Annotated in this window: 23 protein-coding genes; 18 read left to right on the top strand and 5 right to left on the bottom strand. The window is 73.8% G+C overall.

The annotated features are described in order from the left end of the window. Positions 1-10 precede the first annotated feature (10 nt). Together O2W14_RS08940 and O2W14_RS08935 are read right to left on the bottom strand one after the other, a co-directional pair. Complete coding sequence (locus O2W14_RS08940; protein WP_269175731.1) at positions 11-1,420, bottom strand: copper resistance D family protein; 1,410 nt, start codon at positions 1,418-1,420, stop codon at positions 11-13. Further along, positions 1,417-2,046: a copper resistance CopC family protein gene (locus tag O2W14_RS08935; protein ID WP_269175730.1), complete on the bottom strand. Its 630-nt coding sequence runs from the start codon at positions 2,044-2,046 to the stop codon at positions 1,417-1,419. The genes O2W14_RS08940 and O2W14_RS08935 overlap by 4 nt, the downstream gene beginning before the upstream one ends. A 318-nt stretch (positions 2,047-2,364) precedes the next feature. Between O2W14_RS08935 and O2W14_RS08930 the strand changes: the two genes are divergently transcribed. From O2W14_RS08930 to O2W14_RS08920, 3 genes are all read left to right on the top strand, one after another. Continuing rightward, positions 2,365-3,138: a hypothetical protein gene (locus O2W14_RS08930; RefSeq protein ID WP_269175729.1), complete on the top strand. Its 774-nt coding sequence runs from the start codon at positions 2,365-2,367 to the stop codon at positions 3,136-3,138. 105 nt (positions 3,139-3,243) lie between these two features. Then, complete coding sequence (locus O2W14_RS08925; RefSeq protein WP_269175728.1) at positions 3,244-3,954, top strand: class F sortase; 711 nt, start codon at positions 3,244-3,246, stop codon at positions 3,952-3,954. 45 nt (positions 3,955-3,999) lie between these two features. Then, positions 4,000-4,728, top strand: a complete 729-nt coding sequence (locus O2W14_RS08920) for an HAD family hydrolase (protein ID WP_269175727.1) — start codon at positions 4,000-4,002, stop codon at positions 4,726-4,728. 77 nt (positions 4,729-4,805) lie between these two features. On the opposite strand, the gene O2W14_RS08915 is transcribed toward O2W14_RS08920, so the two are convergent. Continuing rightward, complete coding sequence (locus O2W14_RS08915) at positions 4,806-5,765, bottom strand: RecB family exonuclease (RefSeq protein WP_269175726.1); 960 nt, start codon at positions 5,763-5,765, stop codon at positions 4,806-4,808. A gap of 85 nt (positions 5,766-5,850) precedes the next feature. Here O2W14_RS08915 and O2W14_RS08910 point away from each other — a divergent pair, with 85 nt between their 5' ends. From O2W14_RS08910 to dop, 3 genes are all read left to right on the top strand, one after another. Beyond that, positions 5,851-6,807 (top strand): tRNA (adenine-N1)-methyltransferase, encoded by a 957-nt coding sequence (locus O2W14_RS08910; RefSeq protein ID WP_269175725.1) that lies wholly within the window; start codon positions 5,851-5,853, stop codon positions 6,805-6,807. A 143-nt stretch (positions 6,808-6,950) separates the two neighbouring features. After that, positions 6,951-8,729: a proteasome ATPase gene (gene arc / locus O2W14_RS08905; protein ID WP_269175724.1), complete on the top strand. Its 1,779-nt coding sequence runs from the start codon at positions 6,951-6,953 to the stop codon at positions 8,727-8,729. A 210-nt stretch (positions 8,730-8,939) separates the two neighbouring features. After that, a complete protein-coding gene (gene dop, locus O2W14_RS08900) occupies positions 8,940-10,445 on the top strand; it encodes a depupylase/deamidase Dop (protein WP_269175723.1) in 1,506 nt (501 codons plus the stop codon). Here the strand turns inward: dop and O2W14_RS08895 are convergent. Then, on the bottom strand, positions 10,432-11,028 hold the full coding sequence (locus tag O2W14_RS08895; protein WP_269175722.1) for a maleylpyruvate isomerase family mycothiol-dependent enzyme: 597 nt from the start codon (positions 11,026-11,028) through the stop codon (positions 10,432-10,434). The two genes, dop and O2W14_RS08895, sit on opposite strands and share 14 nt — an antisense overlap. A gap of 323 nt (positions 11,029-11,351) precedes the next feature. On the opposite strand from O2W14_RS08895, the gene O2W14_RS08890 reads away from it, so the two are divergent. The 7 genes from O2W14_RS08890 to O2W14_RS08860 all read left to right on the top strand — a co-directional run bounded on the left by O2W14_RS08890 (position 11,352) and on the right by O2W14_RS08860 (position 17,326). Next, entirely contained in the window at positions 11,352-11,561 is a 210-nt protein-coding gene (locus O2W14_RS08890) for a ubiquitin-like protein Pup (protein WP_269175721.1), read from the top strand. Between the two features lie 201 nt (positions 11,562-11,762). Next, positions 11,763-12,206, top strand: coding sequence for an endonuclease VII domain-containing protein (locus O2W14_RS08885; RefSeq protein ID WP_269175720.1), 444 nt, complete (start codon positions 11,763-11,765; stop codon positions 12,204-12,206). Positions 12,207-12,318: 112 nt separating this feature from the next. After that, positions 12,319-13,164, top strand: a complete 846-nt coding sequence (gene prcB, locus O2W14_RS08880) for a proteasome subunit beta (protein WP_269175719.1) — start codon at positions 12,319-12,321, stop codon at positions 13,162-13,164. A gap of 3 nt (positions 13,165-13,167) precedes the next feature. Next, on the top strand, positions 13,168-14,046 hold the full coding sequence (gene prcA / locus O2W14_RS08875) for a proteasome subunit alpha (RefSeq protein ID WP_269175718.1): 879 nt from the start codon (positions 13,168-13,170) through the stop codon (positions 14,044-14,046). A gap of 59 nt (positions 14,047-14,105) precedes the next feature. Then, positions 14,106-15,464: a Pup--protein ligase gene (gene pafA / locus O2W14_RS08870; RefSeq protein WP_269175717.1), complete on the top strand. Its 1,359-nt coding sequence runs from the start codon at positions 14,106-14,108 to the stop codon at positions 15,462-15,464. 4 nt (positions 15,465-15,468) lie between these two features. After that, positions 15,469-16,542, top strand: coding sequence for a hypothetical protein (locus O2W14_RS08865; protein WP_269175716.1), 1,074 nt, complete (start codon positions 15,469-15,471; stop codon positions 16,540-16,542). A gap of 34 nt (positions 16,543-16,576) precedes the next feature. Then, complete coding sequence (locus tag O2W14_RS08860; RefSeq protein ID WP_269175715.1) at positions 16,577-17,326, top strand: SDR family oxidoreductase; 750 nt, start codon at positions 16,577-16,579, stop codon at positions 17,324-17,326. Between the two features lie 120 nt (positions 17,327-17,446). Here O2W14_RS08860 and O2W14_RS08855 read toward each other — a convergent pair whose 3' ends face one another. Continuing rightward, complete coding sequence (locus O2W14_RS08855) at positions 17,447-18,565, bottom strand: DUF3866 family protein (protein ID WP_269175714.1); 1,119 nt, start codon at positions 18,563-18,565, stop codon at positions 17,447-17,449. Positions 18,566-18,637: 72 nt separating this feature from the next. Here O2W14_RS08855 and O2W14_RS08850 point away from each other — a divergent pair, with 72 nt between their 5' ends. The 5 genes from O2W14_RS08850 (at position 18,638) to tatC (ending at position 22,343) form a co-directional block, all read left to right on the top strand. Beyond that, a complete protein-coding gene (locus O2W14_RS08850) occupies positions 18,638-19,615 on the top strand; it encodes a helix-turn-helix transcriptional regulator (protein ID WP_269175713.1) in 978 nt (325 codons plus the stop codon). Beyond that, positions 19,612-20,577 carry a helix-turn-helix transcriptional regulator gene (locus tag O2W14_RS08845; RefSeq protein WP_269175712.1) on the top strand — a complete coding sequence of 322 codons (966 nt, stop codon included), beginning with the start codon at positions 19,612-19,614 and terminating at the stop codon, positions 20,575-20,577. The genes O2W14_RS08850 and O2W14_RS08845 overlap by 4 nt, the downstream gene beginning before the upstream one ends. 31 nt (positions 20,578-20,608) lie before the next feature. After that, positions 20,609-20,815: a hypothetical protein gene (locus tag O2W14_RS08840; RefSeq protein ID WP_269175711.1), complete on the top strand. Its 207-nt coding sequence runs from the start codon at positions 20,609-20,611 to the stop codon at positions 20,813-20,815. Positions 20,816-20,962: 147 nt separating this feature from the next. After that, positions 20,963-21,298 carry a Sec-independent protein translocase subunit TatA gene (gene tatA, locus O2W14_RS08835; RefSeq protein ID WP_269175710.1) on the top strand — a complete coding sequence of 112 codons (336 nt, stop codon included), beginning with the start codon at positions 20,963-20,965 and terminating at the stop codon, positions 21,296-21,298. 22 nt (positions 21,299-21,320) lie between these two features. Beyond that, complete coding sequence (tatC, locus tag O2W14_RS08830) at positions 21,321-22,343, top strand: twin-arginine translocase subunit TatC (protein ID WP_269175709.1); 1,023 nt, start codon at positions 21,321-21,323, stop codon at positions 22,341-22,343. Positions 22,344-22,354: the final 11 nt, after the last annotated feature.

The following is a 22,354-nucleotide window of genomic DNA, read 5'->3' as shown; positions in this document are numbered from 1 at the left end:
GGACTGGGGGCTACTCGACGGTGAGGACGTCGGCGTAGGCCGGTGAGTGGCGGCTGGTGAAGGCGTACCGGCCGGGCTGGTCGGGGGCCGGGAAGGTCGTCAGGGAGCCGGCCGGGACGGTGAGGTCGAACGAGCCGTCGCCGGCGGTGAGGGTCTCCTCCTGGTCGCTGCCGTTGAACACGGTCACCCGCGACCCCGGCGCGACCGGGTGGGCGACGTGGAAGCGGGTGTCGTCGACGAGCACGCCGACGGTGAGCGGGCCGTGGTCGTGGCCGGCCATCGGGTCCGCGGGCGGTGCCGCGGGTGCCCCGGCGGTCGGCGTGGCGACGGTCGATGCGGGACCGTCGGCCGCGGCGGCCGGGGGAGGGGAGGCGGCCAGCGCGACCGCGAGCGCCACCGTGGCCAGCATGACGAACAGCTCCACGACCGCGAAGCGGCGGAACGCACCGGCCCGGCCGGCCCGCAGCTGCGGCACCGTGCGCCGGCGGTGCTGCCAGCCGAGCGCGGTCAGGGCCACCAGCCCCAGCGTCTTGCCCAGCAGCAACCAGCCGTAGCCGGTGCCCACGGCGGCCAGCACGGCCCCGGGGCCGCCCAGCACCACCGACGCGGCCACCAGCCCGGTCACCCCGGTCGCTGCCACGCACAGCAGCGCGAGGGCGCTGAACCGGCCTACAGCAGCGGGCAGACTTTCGTCCCGGCGGCCGTACACGAGCAGGGCGCCCAGGCCGCCGACCCACACGCTGGCCGCCACGACGTGCACGGCCAGCGTCGTCACCGCGAACAGGTGGTCCTCGGCGGCGGAGGAGTGCCCGGTGAGCACGGCCGGCACCACCAGCGCGGCCAGCGCGCCGGCCAGCAGCACCCGGGCGCCGGGCACCCCGGAGCAGCGGCGCGCCCCCGCGGCGGCGACGAGCACGGTCAGCCCCAGCACCAGCAGGACGGCCTGCCCCGCCCCGGTGTCGGCCAGGAAGACCCGCACCGCGGACGCGGGCAGCGCCGTCGGCGGGCGGCCCACCAGCCGGCTCACGGTCAGCACCGCGCCCAGCACGGTCGCGGCTGCCCAGACCGACGCCCAGGCCGAGGCCCCGCGCACCGCGCGCCGGGACGCGGGGGTGAGCACGCCGGCGTGGCCGGGCAGCAGGACGGCGGCGCACAGCAGGGCACCGAGGGTGGCCACGGCGGCGACCCGGCCGACCAGCGTGACCACGGGGGCGCCCAGCTCGACCAGCGGACCGGCGTCGCTCAGCCCGTCGGGCACCGCCGCCGCACCGCTCCCGCCGACCGCCAGCCCGCCGAACAGCACCAGGACCAGGGCTGCCGCGGCGGTGAGCCAGGCCGCTGTCCGCCCGCGGGGACGGCCGACCGGGGGCGGCGTCACGGCCGGCGGCTGCGCCGGGCGCGCCGGCGCGGTGCTGCTCATGCCCGCCTGCGCAGGGCGACCAGCGCGCCGACGACGCCGAGGGCCAGCACCCCGGCGACCAGCCAGCCCGTGGGCAGGCCGCCGTCCGCGGGCCGGTCGGCCGAGGCGGTGACGGTGTCCGTCGTACCCGTCGTACCCGTCGTACCCGTCGTACCCGTCGTCCCGGTCGCGGGACCGGCGGCTGCCGGAGCGGGTGTGGCGGGGCTGCTGCCGGCCGCCACGGTGAAGCCGAAGCTGCCGGTGAGGGGGTGCCCGTCGGAGGAGGTGCTCCGCCACTCGACCGTGTAGTCGCCCGAGGGCAGCGACCCGCCCACCGCCTGGACGACGCTGGTGCCGCGGATCTCGGCCGCGCCGGTGGACACCGTAGTGCCGTCCGCGGCCAGCACCAACACCTCGGTGCCCAGCGGCAGCGGCTCCGCGGTGAAGGTGAGCTCCACCGCCGCCGGGGAGGTGGTCAGGACCTCGGTGTCCAGCGGGACGGTGCCGACCAGACCGTCGTGCGCCTGGGCCGGTGACGTCCCCGTACCGAGGAACACGGCGAGCAGCGCACCGACCACCAGCACCTGCCACCGGCGCGGGCCGGTGGCGGACCGACGGCTGGGCGGCAGCGCTCGCGGGGCAGTCATGCCCGGTGTTCGTCGGCGACGGGGTCACCGGTTCGCCGGGACCCGCGGACCGGGTGGTCAGGACACCTGCACAGCCGGTCCTCAGCCGGTCCCGACCGGGGGACCGAACCGATCCGTGTCCTCGTGTCGAAGACCCTGCAGTCGGCGCGGCAGCGGGAGATCCCGCTGGGGGACCTGCCGGCGGTCCGGGTGATCCGGGCCTGTTCCACGGCGGGCACACCGACGCGTCCGCCGACGACGAGGGCGAGCGGCGACCACTGCCGCCCGCTGTCACCGCCCGACGGGTCGTGGCAGCACTCCGAGACACAGGAGCACACCATGCGCAAGGCATATGCACTCCCGGCCGTGGCCATCGCCGCGGCGTTCCCGCTGCTGACCATGACCGCCGCCTCGGCGCACGAGGGTGCGCACAGCTACCAGGCCAGCCTGGGCTCGGTGAACGCCTCCGGCGTTACCGGCACCGGCATGGTCACGCTGGACGGCAACACCGCGACCGTGATGATCGAGGCGTCCGGGCTGCTCGCCGGCGCCCCCCACGCCCAGCACTTCCACATCGACGCCCTGGGCACCTGCCCGACCAACGACCTCGCCGACGACGCCGACAAGGACGGCTTCGTCAGCGTGACCGAGGCGGCCAAGTACTACGGCGCCATCGGCACGTCGCTGACCACCAGCGGTGACACCAGCCCGGAGAGCGGCCTGGCCATCGACCGCTTCCCGGCGGCCGAGAGCGGCTCGATCAGCTACGAGCGCACCTTCGAGGTCACCGACGACGTCCACGCGGCGTTCGAGGCGGGCACGGCCGTGTTGGTCCTGCACGGGGTGGACAAGGACGGGTCCGGTGCCTACGACGGTGACGTCAAGAGCGACCTCGACCCGTCGCTGCCCATGGAGGCCACCGCCCCCGCCGCCTGTGGCGGCTTCGAGGTCGCCCAGATGGGTGCCGCGCCGGCCGGTGGCGCCGAGACCGGTGCCGGCAGCACCGCCGGTACCGAGAACACCGCGGCCATGGGCGTCGGTGCCCTGGCCGCTGCGGGTGCCGTCGCCGCTGGCGCCGTCGCCTACCGCCGTCGTCAGGCCGACCAGGCCTGATCCGGCTCGGGCCGCCCGGGGTGACCACCCCGGGCGGCCCGTCCCCGTGCGTCGCGCCCCGACCTGCCTCCTGTGCACCGCCTGTCCCGTCCTGGAAGGACCGTCATGAGCGAGCCCACCGGCCGTCGGCCGAGATCCCGCACCTGGACGTTGCTGGCGGTGGCGCTGGCCGTCGTGGCCCTCGTCGCCGTCGTCGTGGCGGTCACCGGACAGCGGCGCGCACCACAGCCGGCTGCGGCCGGCGACCTCGGCACGTCATCGGCGGCACCGTCCTCAGCGGCGCCCGCGGCGCCGTCCTCGGCGGCGCCCGCGGCCCCGCCGGCCGCCACGAGCACGGCCCCGGCCGAGCCGGTCGCCGCCCCGGTCTCCTTGGCCGTCCCGGCCATCGGGGTGACCAGTGACCTGATGCGGCTCGGCCTGAACGACGACGGCACCGTCGAGGTGCCGCCGCTGGGGCCGGACGACCAGGCCGGCTGGTACGAGCGCGGCCCGGCACCTGGCGCCGTCGGCCCGGCCCTGCTCCTCGGCCATGTCGACTCGGCCGCCGCCGGGCCGGGCATCTTCTTCGAACTCGGCGCGGTGCAGCCCGGCGACGAGGTTGAGGTGACCCGCGCCGACGAGACTGTCGCGGTCTTCGCCGTCGACCGGGTGGAGGTCCACCCCAAGGACGACTTCCCGACCATCGAGGTCTACGGCAACACCCCCGACGCCCAGCTGCGGCTGATCACCTGCGGGGGCGCGTTCGACTCCGCGGCCCGCAGCTACGAGGACAACGTCATCGTGTTCGCGACCATGACCGGCACCCGCGCCGCCTGAGCCGACCGGGGTACTGCGGGAAAGCCGGTCCCTAGACTGCCCAGCGTGTCGTCGAGCCCCGCTGCTGGTCCGTCCACCTCGTTACAGCGACTGCATGCAGTCTTGTTCGACATGGACGGCACGCTGGTCGAGACTGAGGAGCTGTGGGGCGAGGCGCTGTACGCCCTCGCCGCCCAGCTGGGCGGCACCCTGTCCGCCGAAGCGCGGGAGCAGACGGCGGGGACGTCGATGCTCTCCTCCATGGAGATCATCTACGCCGACCTGGGCCTGGACCCGGCCGCACAGGACCTCGAGGCCGACGCCCGCTGGGTGGAGGACGAGACCGCGGCGCTGATGACCAGCCGCGGCATGCCCTGGCGCCCCGGCGCCCGGGAACTGCTCGACACCGTCCGTGCCGCCGGGCTGCGCACCGCGCTGGTCACCACCACGCCCCGTCGGGTCGCCACCCTGGTGCTCGACCGGATCACCGCCGAGCTGGGCGAGGACCCCTTCGACGTCACCGTGTGCGGCGAGGAGGCCGGCGCGCTCAAGCCCGACCCGGCGCCCTACCGCAAGGCCATGGCCGACCTGGGTGTCGACCCGGAGTCGAGCCTGGTCATCGAGGACTCTCAGGTGGGGACGGCGGCCGGGCTGGCCGCCGGGGTGGCCGTGCTCGGTGTCCCGTTGGTACAGCGACTGCAACCACAGCCGGGACTGACCCTCCGGCTGTCGCTGGAGGGGCTCACCGCCGAGGACCTGGACGGCTTCCTGACCACGGACGACGCATCCCGCTGATCGACCGGCACAGGACCGACCGGCCGACCGGGTGCCCCGGTCGACGGCGCTGGTGACGTCCGGCGGCGGTCCCGCGGTCAGACCGGGGTGACGGCCAGGGTGGTGCGCCAGCCGGCGGCCGCGGCGGCCTCGGCAGGGAACGGCGGCGGGGTGCCACCGAACGCCGGGCACAGCGCCTGGTGGTCGCACCAGCTGCACAGCTTGCTCTTGTTGGCCCGAAAGTCCCCGGTGGCCACGGCGCGCTCGATCGCCGACCAGATCGCCTGCAGCGTGCGCTCGAAGCGCAGCAGCTCGGCCTCGTCGGGGGAGTAGGTGAGCGTGTCGCCGTCCTTGAGGTACAGCAGCTTGAGCTGGGCGGCGACCACGCCCCGGGTGCGCCACAGCACCAGCGCGTAGAACTTCATCTGGAACAGCGCCTTGCTCTCGAACGCCTCGCGCGGCATCCCGCCGGTCTTGTAGTCGACCACCCGCAGCGCCCCGGTGGGGGCGACGTCCAGCCGGTCGACGAACCCGCGCAGCAGCAGCCCGTCGGGGAGGGTGACCTCGACCAGCTCCTCGCGGCCCGCGGGCTGGATCTGCGTCGGGTCCTCGAGCCGGAAGTAGGTCTCCACCAGCTCACCGGCCGAGGCCAGCCACGCCTGGAGACTGTCCTTCTCCTTCGGTGGCTCGGCGCCCTCGGGGAGCTCGAACATCTCGGCGACCCCGGGCTCCTCGCGCAGCTCGGCCCAGGCGGGCTCGACCAGGGTCTGCGCGGCGTCGACGGTGCGCTGGGCGGGCGGGAGGTCGTAGAGCTTCTCCAGGACGCTGTGCACCAGCGTGCCGCGCACCGCCGCCCGGGACTTCTTCTCCGGCAGCCGGTCGATGGTGCGGAAGCGGTACAGCAGCGGGCAGGACTTGAAGTCCGCGGCCCGGGAAGGGGACAGCGAGGGCCGACGGGGCGCGGTGTCGGCGGACGTGGTGCGCGCCACCAGGCTCGCCGCGGTGGCCCCGGTCGCGAGGGGCTCCACGGACTCGGAGGTGTCCAGCGTGGCCGTCATGGCTCCGAGGTTAGGTCGGCCCTCCGACAGTTCTGCGGATCCGCCCCGGCGGGGCGGCGTTCCCCCGTCCGTACCCTCCCGGTACGTGAGCGACGAGACCGAGCAGCTGCAGGACACCCCCGACCAGGCGCCCACCGCGAGCGAGGTGCTGGCCGACGTCCCGCTGGAGCCGGTGGTCGTCGGGGGCGACACCGCACCCGCCGTGCCGGCCGAGGCGGTGGAGGGCGCCTTCGTCGTCGGGGACCGGGTGCAGCTCACCGACCCCAAGGGCCGCCACCACACCGTCGTCCTGGAGGCGGGCAAGGAGTTCCACACCCACCGCGGCGCCATCGCCCACGACGACCTCATCGGCGCCCCCGAGGGGTCGGTCGTGCACTCGACGGCCAACACCGGCTACCTGGCGCTGCGTCCGCTGCTGGCCGACTTCGTGCTGTCCATGCCCCGCGGCGCGCAGGTCATCTACCCCAAGGACGCCGCCCAGATCGTCGGGTTCGGCGACATCGGCCCGGGCATGCGGGTGCTGGAGGCCGGTGCCGGCTCCGGTGCGCTGAGCTGCTCCCTGCTGCGGGCGGTCGGTGAGCACGGGACGCTGACCAGCTACGAGCGGCGCGAGGACTTCGCCGACGTCGCCCGCGGCAACGTCGGCGCCTTCTTCGGCGAGGTCCCGGCCAACTGGTCGCTGCGGCTGGGCGACCTGGACCAGCACCCGGCCACCGAGGTCGTCGACCGCGTCGTCCTGGACATGCTCGAGCCCTGGGCGGTGCTGCCCACCGTGGCCGCGGCGCTGCGGCCCGGCGGGGTCCTGGTCGGCTACGTCGCCACCACCACCCAGCTGTCGGTGTACGTGGAGGCGCTGCGCGCGCAGGGCCTGTGGACCGAGCCCTACGCGTGGGAGACGCTGCTGCGCCCCTGGCACGCCGAGGGCCTCTCGGTGCGCCCGGAGCACCGGATGGTCGCCCACACCGCCTTCCTGGTCACCGCCCGCCGGCTCGCCGAGGGGGCCGTGGCACCGATGCGGCAGCGCCGCAAGAAGCTGGTCTGACCCGCGCGCGGACGCCCGCACGTGTCGTCCCGGTGACGCCGGGACCCACCGTGCCCAGCCGCCCTGCGAGGCGCGGCACGGTCGGTCCCGGCGTGTATAGATTGGCCTCCTGGCTCTCCCCCCGATGGTTGTGGAGGTGCGCGATGGCCCTGGGTCCCGACGAGTTCCGTGCGCGACGTGAGCGTGACGTCGCCTCGCTGGTCAGCCAGATCTCCTACCTCGAGGAGGAGATCGGCCTGCTGCGACGCAAGGTGTCCGACAGCCCGCGCCAGGTGCGCGCGCTGGAGAACCGGTTGTCCGAGGCGGAGGCGCGTGCGGCCTTCCTCTCCGAGCGCAACGACAAGCTGGCCGGCACGCTGCGCGAGGCGCGCGACCAGCTGGTGTCGCTGAAGGAGGAGGTCGAGCGGCTGGCGCAGCCGCCCAACGGCTACGGCGTCTTCCTCGACCGCCTCGACGACGGCACCGTCGACGTGTTCACCGGCGGCCGCAAGATGCGGGTCGCGGTCTCCCCGGAGGTCGCGGTCGCCGAGCTGCAGCACGGCCAGGAGGTCGTGCTCAACGAGGCGATGAACGTCGTGGAGGCCCGCGGGTTCGAGCGGGCCGGCGACGTGGTCCTGCTCAAGGAGCTGCTGGAGCCGCTGCCGGGCATGCCGCGCCGCGCGCTGGTCGTCGGGCACACCGATGAGGAGCGGGTGGTCTGGCTGGCCGACTCCCTGGAGGGGCAGCCGCTGCGCAGCGGGGACTCGCTGCTGCTGGAGCCCCGGTCGGGCTACGTGTTCGAGCGGATCCCCAAGAGCGAGGTCGAGGAGCTCGTGCTGGAGGAGGTCCCCGACATCGACTACTCCGACATCGGCGGGCTCTCCCGGCAGATCGAGCAGATCCGTGACGCCGTCGAGCTGCCGTTCCTGCACGCCGACCTGTTTCGCGAGTACGAGCTGCGCCCGCCGAAGGGGATCCTGCTCTACGGCCCGCCCGGCTGCGGGAAGACGCTCATCGCCAAGGCGGTGGCCAACTCGCTGGCCAAGAAGGTCGCCGAGCTCAACGGCGACGCCGACCGCAGCCAGGGGAAGTCCTTCTTCCTCAACATCAAGGGCCCCGAGCTGCTGAACAAGTACGTGGGGGAGACCGAGCGGCACATCCGCCTGGTGTTCCAGCGCGCCCGGGAGAAGGCCAGCGAGGGCACCCCGGTCATCGTGTTCTTCGACGAGATGGACTCGATCTTCCGCACCCGCGGGTCCGGCGTCTCCTCCGACGTCGAGTCCACGATCGTGCCGCAGCTGCTCAGCGAGATCGACGGCGTGGAGGGGCTGGAGAACGTCATCGTCATCGGCGCCTCCAACCGCGAGGACATGATCGACCCGGCGATCCTGCGCCCGGGCCGGCTCGACGTGAAGATCAAGATCGAGCGGCCGGACGCCGAGGCCGCCCGCGACATCTTCACCAAGTACCTCACCACCACGCTGCCGATCCACGCCGACGACCTCGCCGAGCACGGCGGCAGCCGCGAGGCGACGATCGCCGGGATGATCCAGAGCACCGTCGAGCGGATGTACACCGAGACCGAGGAGAACCGCTTCCTCGAGGTGACCTACGCCAACGGTGACAAGGAGGTCCTGTACTTCAAGGACTTCAACTCCGGCGCCATGCTGCAGAACATCGTCGACCGCGCGAAGAAGATGGCGATCAAGGACCGCCTGGAGACCGGCGTCGGCGGTCTGCGGGTCGGGCACCTGATGACCGCCTGCGTGGACGAGTTCAAGGAGAACGAGGACCTGCCCAACACGACCAACCCCGACGACTGGGCGCGGATCTCGGGCAAGAAGGGCGAGCGGATCGTCTACATCCGCACGCTCATCAGCGGCAAGGGCGCCGAGAGCGGCCGCGCCATCGACACCGCGACCAACACCGGCCAGTACCTGTAACGGCGCCGGACGACGTCCCGGACGGCCCCTGCTGCACCCGCGGCAGGGGCCGTCCGCCGTCCCGGTCCCGGCCCGGACGGTGATCAGGTGACCTGATCACCGTCCGTCCTCCTGTACCGGCGTCGGTGCAGGGGACAGTCGTCGGTGCGGGAGGGCGCCGGCCGTCGTCCGTCCACCGGGCCGTCACCGGGCCCGCCTAACCTGAGGCGCATGAGCGTGCGACGGGTGATGGGCACCGAGCTCGAGTACGGGATCTCCGTGCCGGGTCAGCCAGGGGTGAACCCGACGAACCTGTCCAGTCAGGTGGTGAACGCCTGGGCGGTGGCCGGGGCGCCGAGCCGGCGCCGGCCGCGGTGGGACTTCGAGGAGGAGTCGCCGCTGCGCGACGCCCGGGGCTTCGACCTGTCCCCGGCCACGGCGCTGGACCACAACGACGCCGAGGACGACGCCGGGATGGCCAACGTCATCCTCACCAACGGCGCCCGGCTCTACGTCGACCACGCCCACCCGGAGTACTCGACGCCCGAGTGCACCAACCCGCGCGACATCGTGCTGTGGGACAAGGCCGGTGAGCTGGTGATGGCCGAGGCGGCCCGCCGGGCGGCGCAGGTGCCCGGCACCCAACCCATCCAGCTGTACAAGAACAACACCGACGGCAAGGGCGCCTCCTACGGCGCGCACGAGAACTACCTGATGAGCCGCCGGACGCCGTTCCTCGACATCATCCGCGGGCTGATCCCGTTCTTCGTCACCCGCCAGGTGTTCGCCGGGGCCGGCCGGGTCGGCATCGGCGTCGAGGGCCGGGTCGAGGGCTTCCAGCTGTCCCAGCGCGCGGACTTCTTCGAGGTCGAGGTGGGCCTGGAGACCACGCTCAAGCGGCCGATCATCAACACCCGCGACGAGCCGCACGCCAACCCCGACGAGTACCGCCGGCTGCACGTGATCATCGGCGACGCCAACCTCTCCGAGCTGTCCACCTACCTCAAGGTCGGGACGGCGGCGCTGGTGCTGGCGATGATCGAGGACCGCGCGCTGACCCAGGACCTCACCATCGAGGAGCCGGTCGGGGCGCTGCAGGCGATCAGCCACGACCCCACGCTCACCCACCGGGTGCGGCTGCGCGACGGCCGCCGGCTCACCGCGCTCGAGGTGCAGCAGGAGTACCTGGCCCAGGCACGGGCGTTCGTGGCCTCCCGCGGTGACGACGACCCGATGACCGCCGACGTCCTGGCCCGGTGGGGCGAGGTGCTCGACGAGCTCGCGATCGACCCGATGCGGCTGGCCGACCGGCTGGACTGGCCGGCCAAGCTGCGGCTGCTCGAGGGCTACCGGCAGCGGGACGGGCTGTCGTGGGGCGATGCGCGGCTGAAGCTGGTCGACCTGCAGTACTCCGACGTGCGTCCGGAGAAGGGGCTCTACCACCGGCTGGTGGCGCGCGGGTCGATGCAGCGTCTGCTCACCGACGAGGAGGTCACCGCCGCGATGACCACCCCGCCGACGGACACCCGGGCCTACTTCCGCGGTGAGTGCCTGCGGCGCTACCCGACCCAGGTCGCTGCGGCGTCCTGGGACTCGGTGGTGTTCGACGTGGGCCGGGAGAACCTGGTGCGCATCCCGACCATGGAGCCGCTGCGGGGCACCCGGGAGCACGTGGGCGCGCTGTTCGACTCGACGTCGACCGCCGCCGAGCTCGTGGACACGATCACCGCGCGCTGACCCGGGGGAGGGCCCGGCCGTCGGGCAGCGTGCGGCCGGCCAGCAGGGCGACGAGCCCGCCGCGGTCGGCACGGACGACGTCGCCGTCGCCGGCGTCCCAGTCGCCGTCGGTCGCCTGCAGCCGGACGCCGGTCAGGTCGAGCCCGAAGACGGTGCCGTCGGCCAGCTGGTCCAGGACGGCGGTCAGCGCGGGGGCCGGTGCGGTCGGCGGTGCGCCGAGGGCAACGGTCACGTCCAGGGAGTGGACGACGGCGTGGTTCAGCGCTCCGGCTCCGCCACCGCCCGGCGGCTGCCAGCCGTGCAGCTGCGGAGAGCGCAGGGCGGCGAGCAGCTCGGCCCGGGGCAGCTCGGCGTCCCGGGCGGCGACGGTGTCGGAGAGGACGCCGAAGTCGCCGTGGGCCGCGGCCAGCTCGGCGCCGAACTGTGCGGGGGTGAGCCGGGCGGGCATGGTCACGTGCGCCACCACATGCCGGACCTGCCAGCCGGCGCACAGCGAGGGGGCGTCCCAGGTGTCGTCGCGCAGCAGGTCGGCGAGGCCCTCGTAGGTCTGCGCCACCCAGGCCCGGACGTCGTGCTCGGTCATCTGCGGTCCCCGTCGTCGGCCGTCGGTGTGGAGACCGTCGCAGGTGGACGATCCCGACGTCCAGCACATCGACCGTTATCCCCAACTTTACGCCGATCCGGATCGGAAAGAAAAGCGGCGGCAAGGGGAGGAGTGACGCCCGGCAAGCGCCGACAGGGCAGCCGGCCTGTCCTGGCCGAGGAGACCCGCCGGTCTCGTCACCGGCCCGCGGGCTGTGGACGCCGGTGCGTCGTCGGGTGCCGGTCCCGAGAACGTCGGCGGACTGTCACGTCCCGCGAGTAGGTTCGCGGCAGAGGGACCCACACCAGACACCGGAGGGTGAGATGGCCACGAGGGACACCGGCGGGCAGCAGCGGTCGACGCGTTCGCGCGAGGAGACCGAGGAGGTGGAGGCCTCTGTCGACACCGAGGTCTCCGAGCGCACGAAGGAGGTGACCGACGACGTCGACTCACTTCTCGACGAGATCGACGGGGTGCTGGAGGAGAACGCCGAGGAGTTCGTGAAATCGTACGTTCAGAAAGGGGGTCAGTGAACAAGATCATTTAGTCTCGACGACTTGATGGAGAGCAAGGTCTGTCGCGACTGCGGTCATGCGCGCCCGTTGACGGACTTCACGAGGAACAGCAACAGCCGCGACGGCTATGCGTTCTACTGCAAGGACCACGCGCGCCGGCGCCACCGGGCCAGTAGAGACAGTCGTACGGGTGGACCGCGAAGGCGATTCCCTCGCGACATGGTGGTTCCCGAGGGCAGCAAGTGGTGTCCGGATTGCGGAGTCGTCCAGGAGATTTCTGCCTTTGGTCGGAACGCAGGCAGCAGCAGCGGGATCAACAGCTACTGCAAGCCCTGCCACAACGCCCGGACGCGGACGTCGAAGGAAGCCGTGGGTGGCGAGCGGACCTATCACCTCAGACGTCGCTACGGGATCACCGCTGACCAGGCCGACGCGATGCTCGCTGACCAGGGTGGCCTCTGTGCGCTCTGTCGAGCGGCACCGGCGGCCCACGTCGACCACGACCACGCCACCGGTGCGGTCCGTGACCTGCTCTGCTTCAACTGCAACGGCGGTCTAGGGCAGTTCAAGGACGACCCGGCGCTGCTGCGGGCTGCGGCCCGCTACGTGGAGGCTCATCGGGCCGGCCACCTCGCCGGGCCGGTGCCGGGTCAGCGGCGGTGACCGACCGGCCGACCGGCCCGCCGGTAGGGTCGAGCCGAGGTCCGGCGGTGTCCCGCCGGCCGTGCTCGTGCAGTCGAGGCCGTGCACCCCTGGCGGCGAGAGAGGTGGATGGGTGACCGACGCGTCAACGGGCCGGAGCGGCTTCACGCCGGCGTACCTGGACCGGGTGGGCTCCTCGTTCACCGACTTCCTGGGCAGCAGCGCCCCCGACCTGCTCCCGGGCCGTCGCACGCTGCCCGCGCTGCCGGTCGGGGAGCTGTCCCCGCACGCCACCACCATCGTCGCGGCCACCTACGCCGGCGGCGTGCTGATGGGCGGCGACCGCCGGGCGACCATGGGCAACCTGATCTCCAGCCGGGACATCGAGAAGGTCTACGCCGCCGACTCCTGGTCGGTCATCGGCATCGCCGGGGCCGCGGGCATCGCGATCGAGATGGTCCGGCTCTACCAGGTCGAGCTCGAGCACTACGAGAAGATCGAGGGGATGACCATGTCCCTCGACGGCAAGGCCAACCGCCTCGCCGCGATGATCCGGGGCAACCTGGGCGCGGCCATGCAGGGCCTGGCCGTCGTCCCGCTGTTCGCCGGATACGACCTCGACGCCGCCGAGGGCACCAGCCCGGGTCGGATCTTCAGTTACGACGTCACCGGCGGGAACTACGAGGAGCGCGGCTACGCCTCGGTCGGCTCTGGCTCGCTGTTCGCCAAGAACTCGCTGAAGAAGACCTGGCGCCCGGGCCTGTCCGCCGACGCCGCCACCCGCACCGTCGTCGAGTCCCTCTACGACGCCGCCGACGACGACTCCGCCACCGGCGGACCCGACCCGGTGCGCCGGCTCTACCCGATCGTCTACCGGGTCGACGCCGAGGGCGCGGTGCGCCTGACCGACGACGAGGTCGCCGAGGTCGCCGGCACGGTCATCGCCGAGCGGTCCGCCGCCCAGAGCCAGGAGGGCTGAGCCATGACCATGCCGTACTACGCCTCCGCCGAGCAGGTCATGCGTGACCGCTCCGAGTACGCCCGCAAGGGCATCTCCCGGGGCCGCAGCGTCGCCGTCCTCACCTACGCCGACGGCGTCCTGTTCATCGCCGAGAACCCTAGTTCCACGCTGCACAAGGTCAGCGAGCTCTACGACCGGATCGGCTTCGCCGCCGTGGGCCGGTACTCGGAGTTCGAGAGCCTGCGGGTCGCCGGCATCCGGCTGGCCGACGTCCGCGGCTACTCCTACAACCGGCGCGACGTCACCGGCCGGGTCATCGCCAACGCCTACGCCCAGACCCTCGGCGCGGTCTTCACCGAGCAGATGAAGCCCTATGAGGTCGAGCTCTGCGTCGCCGAGGTCGGCGACACCGCCGCGGCCGACCAGCTCTACCGGCTCACCTTCGACGGCTCGATCGTCGACGAGCCGGAGTTCGTGGTCATGGGCGGGCAGGCCGAGACCGTGACCGGCCACCTGCGCCAGCACTTCACCCCCGGCATGGACCTGGCCCAGGCGCTGCGGGTCGGCGTCCGGGCCCTGTCAGCGGTCAGCCCGGTCACCGCGGCCAACGGCGGTGGCCACGAGCAGCTGCCCGCCGAGCAGCTCGAGGTCGCCGTCCTCGACCGGCGCCGTCCCAAGCGCACCTTCCGCCGGGTCGTTGGCGCGGCCCTCACCGCCCTGCTGACCGACCAGCCGGTGCCCTCCTCCGAGGCCACCCCGGCCGAGGCCGGCGCCGGCCACGCCCCCAGCGCCCCCGCCCCGGGCACCCCGCCCGGTCTGGGCGACCCGACGGCGGTCGACACCGCTGGGGGCCACGCGGACGCCGAGCAGCAGGACGGTCCCGACGGCACCCAGCAGTGAGCGGCGCGGCGCGCCCGGCACCGGAGCCGAGCGCGCCGCGGACGCCTAGGCTGGGTGGGGTGGAGCGACGGATCTTCGGCATCGAGACCGAGTACGGCGTCACGTGCACCTTCCAGGGCCAGCGCCGGCTCTCGCCGGACGAGGTGGCCCGCTACCTCTTCCGCCGGGTCGTCTCCTGGGGGCGCAGCTCCAACGTCTTCCTGCGCAACGGCTCCCGGCTCTACCTCGACGTCGGCAGCCACCCCGAGTACGCCACCGCCGAGTGCGACGACGTCACCGAGCTGGTCGTCCACGACAAGGCCGGGGAGCGCATCCTCGAGGGCCTGATGATCGACGCCGAGCAGCGCCTGAACGAGGAGGGCGTGTTCGGCGACATCTACCTGTTCAAGAACAACACCGACTCGGCCGGCAACAGCTACGGCTGTCACGAGAACTACCTGGTGGGCCGGCAGGGCGAGTTCAGCCGCCTGGCCGACGTCCTCATCCCGTTCCTGGTCAGTCGGCAGATCGTCGTCGGTGCGGGCAAGGTGCTGCAGACCCCGCGCGGGGCGGTCTACTGCGTCAGCCAGCGCGCGGAGCACATCTGGGAGGGCGTCTCCAGCGCCACCACCCGCTCGCGGCCGATCATCAACACCCGCGACGAGCCGCACGCCGACGCCGAGAAGTACCGCCGGCTGCACGTGATCGTCGGCGACTCGAACATGAGCGAGACGACCACCCTGCTCAAGGTCACCATCACCGACCTGGTGCTGCGGATGATCGAGCAGGGCGTCCCCATCCGGGACATGGCGCTGGAGAACCCGATCCGGGCCATCCGCGAGATGAGCCACGACCTCACCGGACGACGCCGGGTGCGCCTGGCCAACGGCCGGGAGATGTCGGCGCTGGAGATCCAGCAGGAGTACCACGACCGGGCGGCGGAGTTCGTCGACCGCGAGGGCTACGGCCCGGTGCACCGGCAGATGCTCGAGCTGTGGGGCCGCACCCTCAAGGCCGTCGACACCGGCGACCTGTCGCTGATCGACCGGGAGGTCGACTGGGCGATCAAGCACTCGCTGATCCACCGCTACATGGCCAAGCGCGACCTCCCACTGTCCAGCCCCCGGGTCGCCCAGCTGGACCTCGCCTACCACGACATCCGCCGCGACCGGGGCCTGTACTACCTGTTGCAGAACGCCGGCCAGGTCGAGCGGGTCGCCCACGACCCGGCGATCTTCGAGGCCAAGAACGTGCCACCGCAGACCACCCGGGCCAAGCTGCGCGGTGAGTTCATCCGGCGCGCGCAGGAGAAGCGGCGGGACTTCACCGTCGACTGGGTGCACCTCAAGCTCAACGACCAGGCCCAGCGCACCGTGCTGTGCAAGGACCCGTTCAAGTCCGTCGACGAGCGCGTGGAGAAGCTGATCTCCAGCATGTAGCCCGGTGGGTCAGACTCCCGTGGTGACCAGCCGCGCCGACGCTCTCCTGTCCGGTCCCCGGGGCCGTCGGCTGTGCCTCGAGCTGGCGGAGGCGTCGCGGGAGTCCTGGGGCTGGCCGCAGCTCATCTGGCGGGACGGGTCGGCCGGGTACCCCGTAGGCCGGTTCGAGGTCGGCGACCTCCGGTCGTCGCTCGCCGCCGAGATCGCCGCGACCGACCTCTCCGGGGTCGGTCCGGCGGAGCTGCTCGCCGCCTTGGCCAGGTCGGTCGAGAGGGCGATGTACTGGCAGCCGGCGGACGACGAGGACCAGCTCCTCGCCGATGACGAGACCGCGGCGTTGCTGCGCCCGGTGGCCGAGCTGGTCGTTGCGTCCCCGGCGTCCCGGTGGTGGAGCCGTCCCCTCGACGCCGCCGGCCAGCACGTCGTCGGCTGGGAGCCCGAGCACCCGGCACCGCGGTTCACCGGTGCACGGTCCGCGCTCGCGCGCTGGCGGGACGCCGTCCGCGAGGACGAGCGGCGGGCGGCGGGGGAGCGGACCGCCGACCCGCGCGACCAGTGGGGCGAGGCGTGGTGGTCGACCCCTGCCCACGACTGGTACGGCCTCACCACGGGAGCGGTGCCCGGCTCGCCGGCAGTCCCGACCCGGCTGCCGCTGGTCGAGGACACCCTGGGGTGGTCCTCGGCGGTCTCGTGGCCGGTCCAGGTGCCCGACGCTGCCCGGGTGTTCGAGGTCACCGGTCCGGCCGACTGGGCGGACCTGGTGCAGCTGCACCCGCAGGAGGTCACCGTGCTGCGCCGGGGCACGTGGTGGCAGCTCACGGGGTGGGACGGCAGGTGGCTGATCCCGGACTGGGCGGCGGTGGCCGAAGAGTGGGACGGCGTGCACCTGACCGTCGACGGCTACCTGTCCACCGCCGGCCGGGCGCTCCCGGTCGACGTCCCCGGCCCTCCGGCCTCCACCCTGCTCGCCGGCTTCGAGCCCGACGTCACCTGGTGGCTGACCGACCTGCCCGAGCTGGGGGCGCCCACCCGGTGGCGGCGCTCGGACGACGAGTGGGAGCACTGGACGCCGGTCTGAGGAAACCGCTGGCGTCGCCCGGGAGACTCCGGGCATGGGCACCGTCCTCGTCACCGGCGTCAGCCGCCGGGCCTCCATCGGGTTCGCCGTCGCCCGGCGGCTGATCGACCGCGGCGACCGGGTCGTCGTCTCCTCCTGGGCCCCGCACGACGCGGAGCAGCCCTGGGACGGTGACGACCTCGCCGCGGTCCTCGCCGCCCTCGGCGACCCGCCGCACGTCAGCTGCGACCTGGCCGACCCCGCTGCCCCGGCCGCGTTGGTCGCCGCCGCCCGGGATGCCGTCGGCCCGCTCACCACCCTGGTCGCCGCGCACGCACGCAGCGCCCGAGGTGGGCTGGCCGACGTCGATGCCGCCGAGGTCGACCTGTGCTTCGCCGTGAACGCCCGGGGCAGCCTGCTGCTCACCCAGGCCCTCGCCGCCCAGTACGAGCCCGCGGCCGGACCGGGCGCCGTCGTCCTGTTCACCTCCGGGCAGCACCGCGGGCCGATGGCCGACGAGCTGCCCTACGCGATCAGCAAGGGCGCCGTCCAGCAGATGACCCTGTCGCTGGCCGAGGCGCTCATCGACGCCGGCATCACCTGCAACTGCCTCAACCCCGGCCCGACCGACACCGGGTGGGCCGGCCCCGCCCAGGCCGACCTGGTCGCCCGGGCCATGCCGCGTGGCCGGTGGAACACCGCGGACGAGGCGGCTGGCGTCGTGGCGTGGCTGACCGGCCCCGACGCCCGCTCGGTCACCGGGCAGACCCTCGACGCCGAGGGCGGCTTCCGCCGCTGGGCCTGACCGCGCTGCACGCGTTGTGTCCACGTCACCCGCGCGGCAGCACGGGCACTGCGCACGAAGCGCGTGCACAGCGATCGGACGGCGGAGCCGCAGGACGGCGAGACCCCGGGACGACGGAGCTCAGGCCGGGGGCGGGCCGAAGAGGGTGAGCTGCGCGGCGTAGCGGCCGGCCGCGGCGGCGGAGAGGAAGTAGGGGCGGTCCTCGGCCAGCCCGCGGCCCATCGTCGACAGCTGCGCGGGGGAGGCGGCCAGCGCGTCGTCCAGCCCGGCGCTGTCCACCCACTCGACGGGGTTGCGCTCGGGCTGCCCGGCCAGGTCCTCCTCGATCTGGCTGCCCAGCTCCGAGCCCAGCCCGCGCGGCGCCACCAGGGTCACCCCGGCCAGCGCCACCCGGCCGAAGGCGGTCAGCGAGTGGTGGGAGACCCCGCGGTGTCGCGGCCGGGGGTCGGCGTCGGAGATCCGCAGTGCACCGATGGTGCGTCCGCCCAGCACGGCGACGGCGTTGCACGCGTCGCCGGCCGCCACCCCGGAGAAGCCCCACGGCGTCCCGGTCCCCAGGTTGCCCGGGCCCTGGGTGACGACGGCGATGTCGGCGCGCAGCACGTGCCGGGCCGCCAGCAGCCCGGTGTGCACGGTGACCGCCTCCAGGTCACCGCCGAAGGCCTGCCCCACGGTCACCACCCCGACCAGCGACCCGGCCAGGGCGTCGAGGGTCCGGCTGAAGGACGCCGGCAGCGCCCCGCCGTCGGTCATCACGTAGGCGATGCGCAGTGCCGGGTCGGTGACGTGCGCCCCGGCCACGACCGCCGGCAGCGCGGAGTGCAGGTCGGCCACCACCACCGGCATCCCGTCGAGGTCCTCGGCCTCGGCGATGGTGGCGTGGTGCTCGCTGCCCTGCTCGTCGACGCCGGGCACCGTCACCTGCAGGGGGCCGTACCGGCCCTTCACCAGGTGCCCGGGGCCGGCCGGGTCCAGCGGCAGCCGGTCGGGGACGGCGACGACGAGGGCGTACCCGCCGGTGCCCAGGTGCTGCGCCCACGCCGTGGTGTTCAGCAGTACCGTGTCGCCGACCTGGGGGTCCCCGACCACCGACGGGTGTGCCAGGGCCGGCACCGCGCCGTCACCGGGCACGGCCACGGTCAGCTCGCGGGCGTCGTGCCACGTCCGGCCGAGCTCGGTCACCTCGCCGCGGCGCCAGCGGATCCGCGAGCCTGGGGCGGGGGAGGGGGCGTCGGTCACCGGAGCAGAGTAGGTGAGCTGGGACCCCGCCTCAGGAGGAGCCCGACACGCGCGGGGCACTAGCCTGTGCGCGTGGCAGCCAAGCGGGCGGAACGACTGGTCAACCTGGTCATCGCCCTGCTCGGCACCCGGCAGTACGTCTCGGCGGCCAAGATCCGCACCATCGTCCCCGGCTACGAGCCCGACGACGGCACCGAGCGCGCCGACGAGGCGTTCAAGCGCATGTTCGAACGGGACAAGGCCGAGCTGCGCGAGATCGGCGTCCCGCTGGAGACCGGCCGGACCAGCGCCTTCGACACCGAGGACGGCTACCGGATCGCCCGCGCCGACTACGAGCTGCCCGAGATCACCCTGACCGGTGAGGAGGCCGCGGCCGTCGGCCTGGCGCTGCGGCTGTGGCAGTCGGCGCAGCTGGCCGGGGCCGCGCAGAGCGCGCTGGTGAAGCTCCGTGCCGCCGGCGTCGAGGTCGACTCCGGGCGCACGGTGCCCATCCAGCCGCGGCTGGACGCCGGCGAGCCCGCCTTCGAGCCCTGCTACGCCGCCGCCCGCGACCGCCGGGTGCTCACCTTCGACTACCGCCGTCCCGACGAGGCGGCCCCGCACCGCCGCCGGGTGCAGCCCTGGGGCGTCGTCGCCTGGCACGGGCACTGGTACCTGGTCGGTCACGACCTGGACCGGGCGGCCCCCCGGGTCTTCCGGCTCTCCCGGGTCACCGGGACGCCGAGGGCCAGCGGCCCGGCCGGTGCGTTCTCCCCACCGGCCGACCTGGACCTGGCCGCGGTCGTGGCGCGGCAGGAGTCCCGCGCCGAGCAGCTGGTGGTCGTGCGCGCCCGCCCCGGGACGGCGATCGGGCTGCGCCGCACCGCCGAGACGCTGGGCGCGGCCGAGGACGGTGACGACCGGCTGCAGCTGCGCACCACCGACCCCGAGCACCTGGCCGACACCCTCGCCGCCTACGGCGCCGACGTGCTCGTCGAGGCCCCGCAGAGCGTGCGCACCGCCGTCGTCGAGCGGCTCACCCGACTGGCCGCCCTCGGGGAGTCGGCATGACCGCCCCGAGCACCGCCGAGCGGATGACCCGGCTGCTGACCCTGGTCCCGTACCTGCAGGCCCGCCCGGACGGCGTCCGGCTGGCCGACGCGGCCGGTGACTTCGGCGTCACCGAGGCCCAACTGCGCCGGGACCTGGACCTGCTGTGGGTGTGCGGGCTGCCCGGGCACGGTCCCGGTGACCTCATCGACCTGGCGTTCGAGGGCGACCGGGTCCGGGTCACCTTCACCGCGGGCATGGTGCGGCCGCTGCGGTTGAGCACCGACGAGGCCGTGGCGCTGATCGTCGCGCTGCGCACCCTGCTGGAGATGCCCGGCCTCGCCGAGGGGGAGGCCGTCAGCCGCGCCCTGGCCAAGGTCTCGGCCGCCGCCGGGCACCCGGGGGAGGTGCAGGCGCCGGTGGCGGTCAGCGTGGGCGCGGCCGAGCAGTCCCTGGCCGTGGTCCGCGACGGGCTCGAGCGCGGCCGGGCGCTGCACCTGCACTACTACGTCCCCAGCCGGGACGAGCGCACCGAGCGCACCGTGGACCCGATGCGGCTGCTGCTGGTCGACGGCCGCTGGTACCTGGAGGCGTGGTGCCGCAACGTCGAGGGCACCCGGCTGTTCCGGCTGGACCGCATCGACGAGGTCACCGTGCTGGACGAGGCGGGGGCACCGCCGGACGAGGCGACCGAGCGCGACCTGGACTCCGGCCTCTACCAGCCCGGGGCCGAGGCGCCGCTGGTGCGCCTGCGGCTGGCCCGCAGCGCGCGCTGGGTGGCCGACTACTACCCGGTCGAGGACGTCGAGGAGGTCGACGACCCCGCCGGTGGCCTGGCCGTGGCGGTCCGGACGTCGGACCTGTCCTGGGCCCGCCGGCTGGTCTCCTCCCTCGGCGGGGCGGCGCTGGTCGACTCCCCGGCGGAGCTGGCCGCCCAGGTCGCCGGTGAGGCCCGTGCCGCCCTGGCCCGGTACGCGGACTGACGCCGGGCCCGGCGGCGGCTAGGGTCGGCCCGTGCTGCTGATCGTGTGGATCGCCGTCGCCGTCCTCGTGCTGCTGGTGCTGGGCACCCTGGCCTACAACGTGCTGGGCGCGGCCGGGCGGCTGGGCCGCGAGCTGCGCGCCCTGGAGCGCGACGCCGCCCCGCTGCTGGCCGAGGCACAGGCCACCGCGGCCCGGGCCGCCGCCGCGCGGGCCGGACGTCCGGGGTCCGCGGACTGAACCGCCCGGCGTGTCGGACCCGAACCCCCCGGCGACGCCGTCCTGAACCGCAGGTGGACGCCGCACGTACAGCTCCGGCGAGCCATGGACCCCACAGGGTCCGGGCGTAGAGTCGGCCCTGCTCGCCCCAACGACTCGGAGGACCCGATGAACCTCGGCCCGATGGAGATCGGCCTCATCATCCTGGCCGTCCTGCTGCTCTTCGGCTACAAGAAGCTGCCCGACGCCTCCCGTTCGATGGGGCGTTCGATGCGCATCTTCAAGAGCGAGATGAAGGGCATGAAGGACGACGACGTCCGCGCCAAGGACGAGGCCCGCACCACCCCGGTGACCGGGCAGATCGTGGCCCCCTCGTCCGTGGCCGGCGCCGCCCCGGTCGACCTCGAGGCCGAGGCGGCTGCCGCCGAGGCCCGTGCGGCTGCTGCCCGCGCCGCCGCGGAGCGCGCCCGCACGTCGGCGGCCTCCGCCGACAGCGCCCGCTGACCCGCAGCACCACCCGCCGCCCGTGACCCTGGCAGGGCGCACCCGCGATCGCCGCCCGCGGCGTCCCGAGAGGGACGCCGCGGCGACGATGAGCCTGATCGGCCACCTCCGCGAGCTGCGCAACCGCGTCGGCATCGCGCTGCTGTTCGTGTTCATCGGCACCGCGGTGGCGTTCTGGTGGTACGACCACGGCCTGGGTGAGTTCATCCGGGCGCCCTACTGCGGGCTCGACCCGGAGCTGCGCGGGCTGCCGAATGAGGGCGACGGCGACTGCAGCCTGGTGATCACCGACGTCCTCGGTGGCGCCCTGATCCGCCTGAAGATCGCCTTCATCGTCGGCATCGTGCTGTCCGCGCCGTTCTGGCTGCACCAGGTGTGGGCCTTCCTCACCCCGGGGCTGAAGAAGAACGAGAAGCGCTACGGCGTCGGCTTCGTCATCGCCTCCTCCAGCCTGTTCGCCCTCGGCGCGGCGCTGGCCTACATCTCGCTGGCCGCGGGCCTGGACCTGCTGCTCGGCCTGGCCGGTGACGGCGTGACCGCGCTGCTGACCGCCCAGGAGTACATCGGCTTCGTCATCTCGCTGCTGCTGGCCTTCGGCGTGAGCTTCGAGCTGCCGCTCATCGCGGTCGGGCTCAACCTCATCGGCGTCCTGTCCTACGGGGCGCTGGCCAAGAGCCGGCGCTGGCTGTACTTCCTCACGATCGTCTTCGCCGCGTTCATCACGCCCACGCAGGACCCGTTCACGATGCTGCTGATGGCCGCGCCGATGTGCCTGCTGTTCGAGCTGGCCATCCAGGTCGCCCGCGTCGTGGACAGGCGGCGGGCCAAGCGGTCGGCCGCCGAGGGCCTGGCCGGGCTCGACGACGACGAGGCGTCCCCGGCGATCGCGGCGGCCACCCCACTGGACGCCGGTCGGCTGGAAGCGACCGCCCCAGTCACTGCAAGCGTGCTGGACGCCCCCGACCGGGTCACCCCGGGCCCGCTGGAGGCACCGGGCAGCGTCCGGCCCAGCCCCCCCGACGAGCCGGGTCACCCCCAGCCCTGACCGCCGGTCGC

Origin of the sequence: Modestobacter sp. VKM Ac-2986, assembly GCF_026967795.1 — a bacterium.
Lineage (GTDB): Bacteria > Actinomycetota > Actinomycetes > Mycobacteriales > Geodermatophilaceae > Modestobacter.
The sequence above is the reverse complement of the archived record's forward strand: the minus strand, read 5'-3'. Positions and strand labels throughout refer to the sequence as shown.